The sequence below is a fragment of the Psychrobacillus lasiicapitis genome (assembly GCF_006861795.1).
Taxonomy (GTDB): domain Bacteria; phylum Bacillota; class Bacilli; order Bacillales_A; family Planococcaceae; genus Psychrobacillus; species Psychrobacillus lasiicapitis.
This window is the reverse complement of record NZ_VDGH01000009.1, coordinates 106183-121207: the sequence shown is the minus strand read 5'-3', so window position 1 is coordinate 121207 and position 15025 is coordinate 106183. Positions and strand designations below refer to the sequence as shown.

Annotated in this window: 10 protein-coding genes and 1 pseudogene; 1 reads left to right on the top strand and 10 read right to left on the bottom strand. The window is 38.2% G+C overall.

Features of this window, described 5'->3' with window-relative positions; translation table 11 throughout:
* Positions 1–34: 34 nt before the first annotated feature.
* From allB (FG382_RS15600) to FG382_RS15565, 8 genes and pseudogenes are all read right to left on the bottom strand, one after another.
* Positions 35–1390, bottom strand: a complete 1356-nt coding sequence (allB, locus tag FG382_RS15600; protein ID WP_142539816.1) for an allantoinase AllB — start codon at positions 1388–1390, stop codon at positions 35–37.
* 72 nt (positions 1391–1462) lie between these two features.
* Positions 1463–2932, bottom strand: coding sequence for an allantoin permease (gene allW / locus FG382_RS15595; protein ID WP_142539815.1), 1470 nt, complete (start codon positions 2930–2932; stop codon positions 1463–1465).
* Between the two features lie 279 nt (positions 2933–3211).
* Positions 3212–4609 (bottom strand): NCS1 family transporter, encoded by a 1398-nt coding sequence (locus tag FG382_RS15590; RefSeq protein ID WP_142539814.1) that lies wholly within the window; start codon positions 4607–4609, stop codon positions 3212–3214.
* 690 nt (positions 4610–5299) lie between these two features.
* Positions 5300–5680 carry a Rid family detoxifying hydrolase gene (locus FG382_RS15585; RefSeq protein ID WP_211356408.1) on the bottom strand — a complete coding sequence of 127 codons (381 nt, stop codon included), beginning with the start codon at positions 5678–5680 and terminating at the stop codon, positions 5300–5302.
* Between the two features lie 37 nt (positions 5681–5717).
* On the bottom strand, positions 5718–7382 hold the full coding sequence (locus tag FG382_RS15580) for a PucR family transcriptional regulator (RefSeq protein WP_229677420.1): 1665 nt from the start codon (positions 7380–7382) through the stop codon (positions 5718–5720).
* Positions 7383–7478: 96 nt separating this feature from the next.
* Positions 7479–8810 carry an allantoinase gene (locus FG382_RS15575; RefSeq protein ID WP_142539812.1) on the bottom strand — a complete coding sequence of 444 codons (1332 nt, stop codon included), beginning with the start codon at positions 8808–8810 and terminating at the stop codon, positions 7479–7481.
* A 38-nt stretch (positions 8811–8848) separates the two neighbouring features.
* Positions 8849–10207, bottom strand: coding sequence for an allantoinase AllB (gene allB / locus FG382_RS15570; RefSeq protein ID WP_142539811.1), 1359 nt, complete (start codon positions 10205–10207; stop codon positions 8849–8851).
* Positions 10208–10358: 151 nt separating this feature from the next.
* Positions 10359–10571 (bottom strand): annotated as a pseudogene (locus FG382_RS15565) (hydroxyacid dehydrogenase); the annotation flags it as partial.
* A 206-nt stretch (positions 10572–10777) separates the two neighbouring features.
* On the opposite strand from FG382_RS15565, the gene FG382_RS15560 reads away from it, so the two are divergent.
* Positions 10778–11644: an alpha/beta hydrolase gene (locus FG382_RS15560; protein WP_142539809.1), complete on the top strand. Its 867-nt coding sequence runs from the start codon at positions 10778–10780 to the stop codon at positions 11642–11644.
* 160 nt (positions 11645–11804) lie between these two features.
* On the opposite strand, the gene FG382_RS15555 is transcribed toward FG382_RS15560, so the two are convergent.
* Together FG382_RS15555 and FG382_RS15550 are read right to left on the bottom strand one after the other, a co-directional pair.
* Positions 11805–13082, bottom strand: a complete 1278-nt coding sequence (locus tag FG382_RS15555; RefSeq protein WP_142539808.1) for a pyridoxal-phosphate-dependent aminotransferase family protein — start codon at positions 13080–13082, stop codon at positions 11805–11807.
* 329 nt (positions 13083–13411) lie between these two features.
* Positions 13412–14947 (bottom strand): right-handed parallel beta-helix repeat-containing protein, encoded by a 1536-nt coding sequence (locus FG382_RS15550; RefSeq protein ID WP_142539807.1) that lies wholly within the window; start codon positions 14945–14947, stop codon positions 13412–13414.
* Positions 14948–15025: the final 78 nt, after the last annotated feature.

Below are 15025 nucleotides of genomic sequence, written 5' to 3'. Positions count from 1 at the left end.
TATTCGAGAATGACAAAGGGATTGAATAAACCATTTATTTAGCAGAGATTAATTTTCCAACTGGTTCTCCTACGATTCCATTTTCTAAATCAAATACCACATTTCCGCGAACAATTGTTTTTGTTACGCGACAATCAATTTTTCTACCTTCATATGCACTATGTTTGTTTTTGTAGTAAAGGTTTTCTCTTTTAACTGTATACGACTGGTTAGGATCCACTAAAATAATATCCGCATCTTTGGAAACTGCAATTTCACCTTTATGAGGAATATTGAAACGTTCAGCTGGAGTTGTTGCAATTAAGTCAACAAATTTATTAACGGCTAATCCGCGCTGTTTAACAGCTAAGTCAAACATAAGATCGACATTGTTTTGCGCACCGCTAATTCCACCCCAAGCTTCCCAAATATTACCTTGTTTTAAGTCCTCTGTACAAGGTGAATGGTCAGACGTTAACCAGTCAATATTCCCATTTAGAAGCTCATCCCATAATCTTGCTTGGTCTTCAGCTTTTCTGATTGGAGGTTGACATTTTGCTCTTGGTCCAATTTCATCCACTTGATCGGCAGTGAAAGCAAAATAATGAGGGCATGATTCAACTGTTACATCTACACCTTCTGCACGTGCTTTCAAGATAGTCTGTATTGCCTCTGAAGTGCTGATATGAACAAGATGCAATTTACAACCAGTTTCTTTCGCAAAAAGTATTGCGCGTGAAACAGCTTCCACTTCTGTAAAAATAGGACGTGATTCCGCATATTCTACTCCAGAGTTTTTGCCTTCTCTTTCATATTCTTTGGCAAGCCCAGATGTAACGGACGCGTTTTCCGCATGGATACAGAGGATTTGATCCAATTCAGCTAACTTTTGCATCCCTTTGTATAATGTGTAATCATCTACATTTACAAAATCTTCCGGAATATCACTTGTGATATCAGATAAGAAGCATTTAAAAGCTAGAACACCGGCATCAGATAACTCTTTAAGTTTGTCCAGGTTCTCAGGTACAAGTCCACCGTAAAAGGCGTAGTCTACATAGTTTTGATTGACTGCTGCTTCCAACTTAAGATCTAACGCCTCTTTATTGATTGTCGCCGGAAGTGCATTAAGCGGCATTTCCACATAACTAGTCGTCCCTCCAGCAGCTAACGATTTAGATCCTGTTTCAAAACCTTCCCATTCTGTACGTCCAGGTTCGCTAATATGAACATGCGTATCGATCATTCCTGGCATAACATATTGACCAGCTGCATCAATTACTTCTTTCGCATCATCTGTGATATGTTCAGCAATACAAGAAATCTTTTCGTCTTTAATCCCGATATCCAATTTGTAAACACCATCACGCAGTACAACATTTCCGCCTTTAATAACTAAATCAAAATTCATTTGAATTCCCCTCTCAGCTTTCATATTATAATCACCATTTTTTACTAACCATTCGATTAGTTACTTCTTTTATTAACTATTCTCCTTATGTAACTCCGGAGCTGTTTCTAACAAATTTCCTTTTAAATGCCTAAATTCAAGCACTGTGTAAAGAACAAAAGCTGTAAGAATCCCTACAAACCACGACATATCGTAAAGTGGTTTTAAAAAGGGAACGAAATTGCCAATCAAACAAACGACTCCTGCAATGACCGTTGTTAAAATCGCATTTACATTAAAACCCTTTGTATAATGGTACCTTCCCTTTTTGGCATCATATAATGCATCCAAATCAATATTTCTTTTGGATAAGATGAAATATTGAGCTAACATAATACCGGTAACCGGAGCTAATATCCCACCAACAATATTTAAGAAAGTAAACACACTTGTTGCACTTTCCATCAGTTTCCACGGCATTGTAAGAATCCCAATGACCGCTGCAATGATTGCTCCTGATTTGAAAGTAAGTCGTTTAGGAAATAAAGAAGCTAACTGATAACCAGCAGGAACGATATTTCCAGTAACGTTAACCGACAATGTTGTTAAACATAGAGTAAGAACGGAAATAGCGATTGCAAACGTCCCATCAAATCTAGCAACAACATCAAGTACGTTCCATATCGGTGTTCCAAAAGCGATTTCTGATCCAACAATAATCGCGATACTCGCAATCGCAAACAAAAGATATGTCACAACAACTCCAACTGTTTGTCCGACAGCTTGGATTTTTGTAGATTTCGCTAATTTCGTGAAATCGGAAACATTTACAATCGGCGCTGCCCATGCTGCAACTATTGCTGTTAGGGCAGCAAAAAAGATAATAAATTTATTTCCTTCGATCCCTGAGCCAGTATGAGCCATAATAGGGCCAATTCCACCCGCTAAGTTAATAGCCCAAATCGCCATTCCTCCAAAAACAATGTAAACAAGCGGAGAAAGAATATTGGTAAATCTACCCAAGAACCCCATTCCTCCATATATCAAAGCAACGTTTAATAACCAAAAGATTAAAAACGAAAGCAATCCTGGCAATGATAATCCTAAAAAGCTCCAATCTCCACCCAACGTTAAATATGTCGGCCAAAGCTTTCCGATTAAAATTGATAGTGCTTGGCTTCCAGCGAACGTTTGAAATCCGAACCACATAATCGCTGAAATAACTCCCCTTAATACTCCAGGGATCATTGCTCCTTTTGGTCCATATGATAAACGCAACAGCATAGCAAACGCTATTCCATATTTTGATCCTGCATGACCGTTAAGGACTAGCATCAATGCAATGATGACAGAAGCAACCATAATAGCTACAAAAACTTGACCTACCGACATCCCTAAAGCAAAAAGACCACCAATGGCAATATAGTTTGGAATGTTATGAACAGAACCCATCCAAACAGTGAAAAAATTTCCTATGCCCCAATTTCGATCCACTTCTTTAGTGGGTAAAACATCATTACTATAGCCGGCAGCTATCGCTTTCTCTCTATTAAAATGTTTCAAAAAGACTTCCTCCTTATTACAATGCCACTAGTGCTCATCAGCTATGAATAAAACTGTATTAATCCTCTAAGATTAATTACTATAACAGTGAACTACATTAGTATACAAAAAAATTAGTTATACTTCTTTAGGTCAGTTAACCAAAAGCACCAACTTTTATTATTCATTGTAAATAAGGAAGGAAAGTATTATGTTCATCTTAAACAAACCATTATACAAAATGAACAACAAAAATACCCTGTGGAAATAAATTTCCCACAAGGTATTTTCAGAAAAAAGTTATTTCTCGAAAATTGTTCCTTTTTTGAAACTTGAACCTTTAAAGGCATATTTCGATAGAAGATAGTATGCTATTCCTGCTACCACAACACCAATTATCCATGCAAGCTCCACTTCAACAAACGCTGCGGCAGCTCCGATAAACATCGCAAGCAAACCTGCTGGATTGTATCCAGCATAAGAACCTGTTTCATTGTACAACTCACCAGTATCTACTCTCTGTTTTCTTAAAATATAATATTCAACCAACAGGATTGAGATAACAGGCCCTAAAAATGCAGAGTAGATAAGAACGAACATATTTAGACCTGCTGCTGATGACTCTTGAATTAGTAACCAAGGGAATGCGCATAGAGCAAGCAATCCTGTAATCGTTACAGAAATTTTGTATTTTAATTTTGTTAGTAATGTAATTACATACGCTGGTGGAACAACGTTCGCTACCATATTTGTCGCAATTACAGTAATAACGATAAATAGTGATACACCTGCAGAAATATATGGATTATCGATTACCATTGGAAGTGCTATCGCAGGATTTGTTACACCTGTCGCAGAAGCTAACATAGCACCAATAACAATAACAAAACCATATGAAATAGTGATTGGAACAAAGTATAATGCTCCACGTTTTTTATCGCTTATACCCGTTTTCAACTCTCTAGAATAGTCTGCAGCACTTACAAAAATCCCTGCATAATTTCCTAAAAAGACCATAATTAGTGCAAAGAAATGTATTCCCCATGACCCTTCTGCTTGTACCCAAGTTTGAGTAATCTCAGTGCCGTATGATGTTACAAGGATTCCAAAAACATAAATAAGTCCTATCATGAAAATGATTGACGCAACCGTCTCTACCCATTTAATCGCATGGAAGCCAAATAGTGATATAACAATCTGGAATAATTGAAGACCTACAAAACAAATAACAATATTATTAAAAGATCCATTCGTAATAATCTTTAAAAATTCATTAAGTGCAGTACCGCCAATCCAGCTTTGAATACCATACCAAACAATAGCAGGTATACCGCGTAGTAATGACGAAATAACTGTTCCCTTTGTACCGAAAGACATTCTAAGCTGTACAACGTATGGTATACCTGTTTTATAGCCTAGTCGGTCATTTAATGCGAAAATAGTGGATATGATCCCAATGGAGATTAGAGCTGCCAACATTGTTTGGAAGATGTTTAGCGTTGCTACACCCGCTATAATTACACTGGCTCCTAACGTCATATTCCCTATGTTAACCCCATCGCCCATCCACATGAAAATATAGTCTCTCGGCTTAACGGTTCTATCCTTTTCGGAATTTGGATGTAGTGATTTATCTAATCCTGTGGCATGTTCAATTTGTGTTTCTTTTGCATCGAAACTTTCATTTGCTGTAGACATTTGTCATACTCCTTTTTTTATCGACTGATGTATTTAAAGCTACGTTTATTTTTGACGATAAATAATAGTTTAACCTGTTGCTATATAATTATTACACTATACGTAGTGTTTGCATTTGGAATGGTAATTTTCTCTCCATAAAAAGCAGTTCACTTTAATTAGTAAAATAATTCCGAGTCACATTAGATTAACTTTACTATCCTCTCGAAAACGGTTTCACGATGAACAAGATTTATTATACATAGCTTTAGCCCAGAGGTCTTTATGTCTATTAAACAAAATGTACAAACCCTCACTATATACACTGCATAACATTTATGGATATAGTAGCTCCTTTGTATAGTCATTTGTACACAATGAACAAAAAAATTCTATGATTAAATAGACAATAAAACATAATTATTGAAATTGAGGGTTTTATAACCAATTACATTTTTATGAAAGTTTAATGACAATTTTCCGACAATAATTAGAACTAATGACTCATTCTAATCCTAGCAGATATAAAAAGGTAAACTTACTACGTAGTATGTTTATACCCCACAGTTAACATACAAAACACTACTTCTCACATTAGTTGTAAATATTATGTGGCTATCTAAGTGTTTTATGTTATTAAGTAAAGAAAAAGCACTGGAATTTTTTCCAGTGCTTTGGGATAGGAAGCTAGGCTCGCTTTCTCTTAAATCATTATACGTTTCTCTTAGCAACCATTTCAATTTCTACTTCCGCTCCTAGTGGTAATGCTAAAACTGCCACACAAGTTCTGGCTGGGTATGGTTCCTGGAAGTATGTTTTATAAACCTCATTCATAGCGGAAAAATTATTCATATCCGTTAGATATACATTTACTTTCACTACATTATCAAATGTCAGATTTGCCGCTTCTAACACTTCAGATAAATTCGTGAAGCATTGTTTGGTTTGTTCTGCTATATTTCCTTGTAAATTTTCTACTGTCTCCGCATTCATTGCCGTCTGGCCAGATAAAAAGAGGAAATTATCCGCTTCTACTGCATGTGAATATGGTCCTGATGCTGTTACATTTTTTGCACGATATGTCTTTCTCATAATTCTCTAACACTCCTACTCTTTTCTTTGGTAAAACTTAATATTTTTGGATCTTTTCTCGTTCAAGAAGTTCAATAATCTTTAATCCAATTTGAACTAACAACATTTCTTCGGCATCTTCAAAATTCATCCCCGTTATTTCTTTGATGCGTTCAATACGATAGACAGCTGTTTTATGGTGGATAAAAAGAAGCTGGGATGCTTTTGTTGCATTTTGATTGCATTGTAAAAAAACTTTTAATGTAGTTAGCAAATCTGTTTTGTTTGCCTGTTGATAGTTTAGCAACATTTGTAAAGATGGGGGTATAAATGTCTTTAACTCTTCAGAATTAGTAAACTTACCTAACATCCTAAAGACCCCAAGTTCAGAATAAGAAGTTACGAATTCCCTACCATTTAAAACCTCTCCAAATTCCAAGGCATCCTGGGCCTTTATGTAACTTTCAGAAATGCTATTTATATTTTCTGATAGCGTCCCTATCCCCACTTGAATAATTATTTCGTTAGCTTGCTTTTTTACCAAATCTAATATACTTGTTACTTTTACTTTAATTTTGACCAACCACTCTGGGTCTTCAATATTAACTTTCCAAAGCACTACTTTTAAACCGCTTTTACTGCCCATAATCATATTTGGTAAATACTGATGAATAGCCTCATGAAGCAATATCTCTTCATTGCCATTGGAAATTCCTCGTTTCACTTGCTTCGAGGAGATCAGTTCATTCTTTTTGCTTATCTTGAATAAAACAACTGCAAATGCTCCTTCTATATCCCAACCAATTAAATTGGCATCTTGATAAAGAATATTAGAAGGTAGTTTTCCTTCGATTAGTTGTTCCAGTAAGTCATTTTTAAATCGTTTATCAACTTCTGCTACAGCAAATTTTTTAACTAGTTCTAGCGAAAGGGAGGTTGCAGCATTTTCAATCGCAATAAAATCAAGCTCTTCTAAAGGTTTATTCATTTCACCTATTAATAGATAAGTTTTTATATGGTTTATCGTTTCAATTGGAACGACTATTTGATGTCCAATTTTCTCTTTTTGTTCCGTATATCTAACGATTTGACGGTAATGTGGAAATTTCATCTTTTCTGTTTCGTCAAAGTAATAATTTTTTTCTACAATTTTGAAATCAGTTAAACCAGGGAGTGTGGTAGCTATGCAAAAGAAATTTCGATCAAATAAGGCAACAGGATTTCCTATTAAGTTCTCTAATGTCTCAATTATTTTTTCTTGGCTTTCATCTGCCAATGATAAAGCTGTAAATTGGTCATGGATTTCTTTATAGTACTGTAGCTTTTTTACTTGCGTATTCAAAATTTCTTCCATTACAGGATACAGAACATCTACATAAGGAACTTCTTTAGGAATTTGAATGATTGGTAGTTTACACTTTTCCGCTTCATCAATGATGGACTGGGGAATTTCTTTTACAAATCGATGATTTTTAATCACTAATGCACTAACTTCTTTTTCAGCTAACTTCGCAATAAACTGCTTTTGCTCCTGCTCGTTAAAAAAACGGATTGGGTACAAACTGGTCAATATGAGTTCTCCACCTTTTAACCAGTCAGTAATATCTGGAGCTTCCATTATAGTAGAACCTTTTACAACTTTATGCAAATATTGCTCCCCGCTTAAAACAACTGACTCTTTGAGGGATGATAAATTCAAAACATCTTTCACACGAAATTCCACATAACTCCCTCCTTTCTACTCGAACAAAAGGGCAGAGAAATGCCTCAGCCCTTTTGTAATCCGTTATTGCTTTTTTCTTATATTATATAAGTTATATTACACTTTTGGAAAGTTACCGTTTTCAAAAACTACCTCACCGTTTACAATAGTCTTCTTAACTTTCCCTTTAAACGTCATTCCCACGTATGGCGAATGCTTATGACGATAGAACAAATCTTCGTTTTCTAATCTAAAGCTCTCCTCTAGATTAACAATCGCAAAATCCGCGTCATAACCAACTGCAATATCACCTTTATTGGTTAGACCAAAGATTTTCGCAGGATTGGTTCCCATTAACTCTACGATCTTTTCTAAAGGTAAGTTCCGCTTTGCATAGCCTTCTGTCAGCATAATATTAAATGTAGATTGTGCCCCAGAGATGCCTCCCCAGCCTTCGAAATAATTATCCGTAATTGTCTTCATGGAAGCAGGCGCTGGAGAATGGTCAGAGGAAATCACATCAATCTCCCCATTAGCAACCGCTACCCATAAATCCTCTAGCTCCTCTTCATCTCGCAAAGGAGGAGCGCATTTTGCCAAGCCTCCTTTTTCTTCTAAGTCTTTCACAGTTAATGATAAATAATGTCCACATGTTTCTACTGTCACATCTACGCCTCTACGTTTTGCTTCTTCGACAACTTGAACTACTTTTCTGCTACTTGCATGGACGATATGGAGTTTACATCCCGTTGCTTCAGCATAAGAAATAATTCTTCGCACAGCTTCTATCTCTGAAATAATTGGTCTTGATTCAACAAAGTCACGTGCAGATGTTTTTCCTTCTTGAAGCTTCTTTGTAGCCAGCTGTTCACAAATTACTGTACTTTCCGCATGAACACCAAGTAGTGAACCAATAGAGGCGATTTCCTCCATTCCTTTATAGAGCGTTTCATCGTCTGCATGATGGAAATCATTTATACCACTTGGCGACATAAATGCTTTAAAGGCAACGACACCATTGTCATAAAGCTCCCTTAAATTATCAATATTTTCCGGTACTAGCCCGCCCCAGTAATTCGGATTGATAACCGATTTTTCTTCGGAAAGCTTTCTTTTTAACTCTAAATTTTCTTTGTTAATTGTTGGTGGGGTACTGTTTAAAGGCATATCACAATAGGACGTTACTCCGCCTACGGCCAAGCTTTTACTGCCTGTTTCGACACCTTCCCATTCCGTTCTTCCAGGTTCATTGAAATGTACATGAGAATCTATAAGACCCGGGAATACATGAAGACCTTCTGCGTTTATTTCATTGGCACCCTTTGCACTAATTTCTTCATTTATCGCTACTTCGGCAATCTTGCCGTCCTTAATCGCAATATCCCCTTTGGCAACTGACTCCGAGGTGACAATATGCCCGTTTCTTATGATTAAATCGTAATTTGCCATGATTATCGCTCCCTTTATTAAAAGTCCAAAAGACAATTTTACTTTACAGCAGACAATAATTTTCCGATTGGTTCCCCTACTATTCCTTTTTGTAAATCGAAAACAACATTTCCGCGAACAATCGTTTTTGTTATACGACAGTTAATTTTTCTGCCCACATAGGCACTGTGTTTGTTTTTGTAATATAGTTCTTCTCTTTTCACAACATAGGATTGATTGGGATCTAATAAAATAATGTCTGCGTCTTTATAAATAGCTATTTCCCCTTTATAGGGCAAATTAAAACGTTTGGCAGGGTTAAATGCGATCAAATCGACAAACTTTTCTATTGCTAAACCACGTTGTTTTACAGCTAAATCAAACATTAAATCCACATTATTTTGAACGCCACTAATACCGCCCCATGCTTCAAAAATGTTCCCTTGCTTTAAATCTTCCGTACACGGTGAATGGTCAGAGGTTATCCAGTCAATGTTACCATTCAATAACTCGTCCCATAACTTCGCTTGGTCTTTTGCCTTTCGGATCGGCGGCTGGCATTTTGCTTCTGAACCAATTTCCGCTACTTGTTCAGCAGTCATAGCAAAATAATGAGGGCAAGATTCCAGCGTTACATCTAACCCTTCCGAACGCGCTCTTAATATTACTTGAACAGCTTCTGATGTACTAATGTGTACTAAGTGTAATTTACATCCTGTTTCTTTTGCAAACAAAACGGCACGCTGAACCGCATCCACTTCCGTGAAAATTGGTCGTGAATCAACATATTCGGCTGCAGAGGTTCGCCCTTCTCTAATCATTTCTGCCGTAAGCTTAGATGTAACTGATGGGTTTTCAGCATGGATACATAGAATCCCACCTAATTCTGCTATTTTTTGCATTCCCTTGTACATCGTATAATCATCGACATTCGTAAAATCCCCAGGAATATCACTTGTAATATCGGAAAGGAAGCATTTAAACGCCAGAACACCTGCATCTGCTAATTCTTCTAGCTTATCTAGATTTTCGGGTACAAGTCCGCCGTAGAAGCCATAGTCAACATAGTTCTGATCGAGCGCAGCATCCAGTTTAAGATCGAGCGCTTCTTTATTAATAGTTGCCGGTAATGCATTTAGTGGCATTTCTACATAGCTCGTCGTACCTCCAGCAGCCATCGCTTTTGATCCTGTTTCAAATCCTTCCCACTCAGTTCGACCAGGTTCACTAATATGAACGTGCGTGTCGACCATACCAGGCATCACATATTGCCCACTCGCATCAATAACTTCTTTTGTTTCATCTGTAATTTCTTCAGCTATACAAGAAATTTTTTCATTCTTCACTCCGATATCCACTTGGCGGACACCATCTCGAAAAACAACATTGCCATTTTTAATAATTAGATCATACGTCATTACAGTTCCTCCCTCGATTAGGACATTTCATCATCTATTTTAATTGGACATAAACTAAATTTGTTTCTCCCGATGTTTGGATCTATTTTAAATAATTCCGTTTACTACATAACGGGGAATCCTCGTTATTTAATAAAATCCACATCATTAAGCCCAAACCATAATTTGCGATAATTTTTAAGTTTGGAGCTAAATCGATAATATCTTTTGTAATAGGTGTTGATAATAAACTTAAGAGGGCATCTTTATCATAAATATGTTCAGAAATTAACGTTTCACTCGGGTGCACCTCTACCTCATGCTTTTCTACTAGTAAGTCCAATCCCTTTTGCGGAATTTCTCCTGCAACTAAAATTTTGGCCATTCTAAAAAACACCTCTTTAAAATTTCGCAATATGTGAACGATCATTTCCTAACAATTAGTTATTCCCTAATACACTCTTTTTATAGATGGGGAAGCATCTAGCAAGCGTTTTTCAACGAGGATAATTTACTTTTATGATATAATTTCATATTGAATCATTAAATTGACTAACAAAAACTATTCTATAGAAAGTGTGTGTTACTACAATGAAAACAACTGTCGTTTATAAAAAAGAAGAACAATTTGAAATAAAAGCAGATTTTTATCCCGCTTCTATACAGTTTGCACCTATCATTGTTTATATTCATGGTGGTGGTCTATTTTGGGGATCCAAAGAAGATATGAAAGAAGAACAAGTTGAATTTTATTTGCAGGCAGGATTTAATGTATTTTCGATCGATTATCGTCTTGCACCTGAAACAAAAGTTCCTGATATAGCAACAGATATTGCAGATGCACTTTCCTGGCTAAAAAATGAAGGGACAAAACAGTTTGACTATAACCCAGAAAAAATTGCGGTGATTGGCGGTTCAGCAGGTGGCTATCTTGCCCTTTTATCTGGAACGTTTGATATAAAACCACAAGCAATTGTCTCGTTCTATGGTTACGGTGATATTACTGCAGATTGGGCTCTAAAACCTAGCCCTCATTATCAAAAAATGACAGCTGTACCGAAAGAACTTGCCGACATGCTCGTATCCAATGAAGTGATTACCGTTGGACCGATCCAAAAACGTTATGCTATCTATATGTATGCAAGACAAAACGGCGATTGGATTAAAAAAATAAGCGACATGGACATAAATGAGCTTCGATCATTTTGTCCATTATATACTTTAGATTCGGATTATCCACCAACCCTTTTATTACACGGAACAATAGATGAAGACGTTCCATACGAACAATCGGTATCCATGTCGGAAGCATTAACGAAAGCGGGAGTAGAAAACCAATTGATCACTATTCCAAACGGCAAACATGTATTTGATGATGATTGGCAAAATGGGACTGTACAAAATGCTTTTGATGATGTTATTCAGTTTCTCAAAAAGCATCTTCAAAAAGACAATTGACCCAAAATCAGAGAGGATGCTCCACTCAATTAGAGCGGAGCATCCTCTTTCGTTGTTCACAAATTTCGAAAGCATAAAAAATAACCACCTCTCTAATATGGAGAAGTGGTTATATCTTTACTAATCCTTTGTAAATACCCTATTTATAAAATCCAGCTAATTACATGCTTGGAATGATTATTTTATCTGCTTCTACAGTTTCAAAGCCTGTCTTTTTGTATTCATCATATACGTTTAATGCAGCTTGTAAACTTTCGCCTCTATTCACATTAAAGCCTTTACGTATAAGCGTCCCTTCTAAGGCTGAAAGAACATGAAGAATATTTTTCTTACGAGAACTATATCCCATCGCTCCTATTCTCCAAATCTTACCGTGAAGAGGACCAAAAGAACTGGCAATTTCCACTTCAAAATCTTCTAACATCATAGCACGTACCTCTTCGCCATCAATCCCTACTGGTATTTCAATTGCAGTAACAACAGGCAGTTTGTGCTTTTCATCACCAAATATATCTAATCCCATCGCTTTAATACCCGCAACTAACGCTTGTTCATTTAACTTATGACGAGCAAATCGGTTTTCAAGTCCTTCTTCCAGAATAATACGAAGCCCTTCTCGTAAAGCATATTGCATACTTGTCGCTTCCGTGTGATGGTTAAGACGGACAGGACTCCAATAATCCTGAAGCTGTGCTAAATCAAAATAATTACTCATAATTCGATTATTCGAAAACTCGCTCTGAGATGTTTTTAAGCCTAACTCAATACTCTTTCTTTTATTGATCACTTCTTCAACCCGTTTGTTATAAGTAACCGGGGCTAATCCAGATGGAACAGATAAACATTTTTGTGTACCGCCAATAACTGCATCAAGTTTGAGTTCGTCCACTTTTAGGTCAACTCCACCTAAAGATGCTACGGCATCAACAACTAACAGAACATCTGCATTTCTGCAAGCCTCACCGATTTCCTTTAATGGCTGCATGCAGCTAGTGGAAGTTTCAGCATGAACAATGGCAACAATCTTTGGAGAGACTTCGTGAATTTTTTTGATGACTACTTCAGGATCAAAAACCTCACCCCAAGGAACTTCCATTGTCGTAACCTCTGCTCCATAGCGCTGGCAGATTTCAGTTAACAAATAACCAAATCGTCCGTATATTGGAACCAAAACCTTATCGCCAGGTTCAATCATACTACACAAGACAGCTTCCAGACCTGCTCTGGAAGTGCCATCAACTGGGAAAGCCCATTGATTGTCTGTTTGAAACACAGCCCGGAGCATTTCCATTGTTTCATTCATGATATTTGTAAATGCAGGATCAAATTGTCCCAAGATCGGGGTAGTCATCGCCCTCAATACTCTTGGATCAACCTCTACTGGTCCAGGTGTCATTATAGTCCTAAGTGGTACATTTAGATCTGTGTACTTTACCATATATCTTAACTCCTATTGTGAATGTATTTTTATATCAAATGAATAATTATTAAAGAAAGTTCATTCAAACAATATGTTTGAAAAAAATAATAATTTGATTTTAACAGGGTGAAACTTTACAATCAAGGGTTTATTCAAAAAGTTAAATATAAAACGCTTTCAATTTCAATAGATATTTATACACTGGATATTATTAATATGCCCACAAATTACCCCATTCACTTTGTTTTTTCGGCAGATTTTAAAGGAAGAAGACAATATTAAGTGGACCCAGCCCTCTTTTAATATGAAGGCTGGGTTAATGATAGAAATTAAACTAAAATAATCAGTTACTCAACTTTCACACCGTCGATTCCATCGGCCACTCTCAGCTTAGTTCCATCAATGCCATTGAGGGAATTTTTCAGCAATTTGAGATTCTCTCCCGCATCAATCCTGATGCCGTTAGTAGCTTGTCGAATAACATTGAACTCGATCCTGATATCAGAAGGGATTCCTTTTCCACGCCCCTCAGAACCGCGATCCTCAGTGAGTTGAATGGCCCAGAACCCGTCAGTCCCTCCAGTGATGTGGTTTCCGTACAGTTCCGTGCCAGGACCATTATGGACCTCGATTCCAACCTTAGAATTCTCCCCGGCGGTGATCCAGTTGTTCTTTATGAGAGTATCGGGAGTTCCTAATATAACGAGGACGCCTTGACGGTTTCCGATCAAGTTGTTGGAGTGCACCCAGTTCCCAGACCCGGAGGCGTCGTGTTTGTTCTTGGCCCCTCCAGAATTGCCCAGCGCAATGCCTGCCCGCTGACTGCCAACGACGGTGTTATGACGAACTTCATTCAGGTATTCGCCTTCCCCGTGCAGGTCAATAGCGTCGAGGTGACTGCCGACGATGGTGTTATCCGCTACAAGATTGTTATGCGTGGGAAACTGAAGCAGAATGGAGTGCCTTAGATGCTTGCCATCGAAGGTATTACCGATCACCACATTGTGCCGAGAATCGTTGGCGGCATCTGGGTCATGTTGGTCTCTTGAGCCCTCGATAGCGATGCCGTAGCCCTGTCCGCCTGGACCGATAGCAGTTGCCTCACTAATGTGATTTCCAGAAATAGTCACTTCACGGCTGGCCTTGACCGAAATACCATGGCGCTCGAACCTGCGAATGCTCAGATTCTCCACCATGATTTGAGTGCTGGCTTGCCCTTCTTTTGCTCCTAAGTGAATCCCGTACATCGGACCTCCACCCGAATTGCCGTCATCGGGATCGTCACCAAGTGGCCCCTCATAACGGGAGGTGATAGTAAAATCAGCGACGAGAATATCGTGAACGCCCGAACCCCGGATCACTCGGCTATCCTCCTCTCCGTCAAGCGAGGTCAGCAGTATGGTCTTCTCCTGGCCCTCGCCGCGTAAATCTACGCCACTACGCAACACAATGTTCGCAGACTCGTCATTCGGGTCAGTTGAGCGTAAATCATACGTGCCTGCTGGTAGCAAGACTTCGTCACCGGGTTCCGCTGCGTCTAAGGCCTTCCGGATGGCTGCGGCGTCGTCATGTGAGTCCGGATTTGGGTCTGCCCCGAAATCCGTAACATCAAGGTGCTTACCCGTTACTGGACCTGGCGTCTCCACCTCAATTGGCTTTCCAGACCGATCCACTAGGCCAGGAAGCTGCCAGTCACCTTTCTTGATCGGTGTAGGCTTCACCGCTTCATCACTCTCTGACGGTACTGGTTCTACAGCTTCCTCGCTCTTATTCGGCCCGTTGGATTCCTCAACTGTGCATGCAGTCAAAAGAAACACCAGACTAAGGACCATCCACCATGTATGCACCAGTACCCGCCGGCCATTTCGAACAATTTCCTTCATCAGATTTCTCACGTCCTTTCTGAACACTTTTCATCCCTCTTTTCAGGGAATGCGACGAGAAAAGCGGTGAGCGCTAGC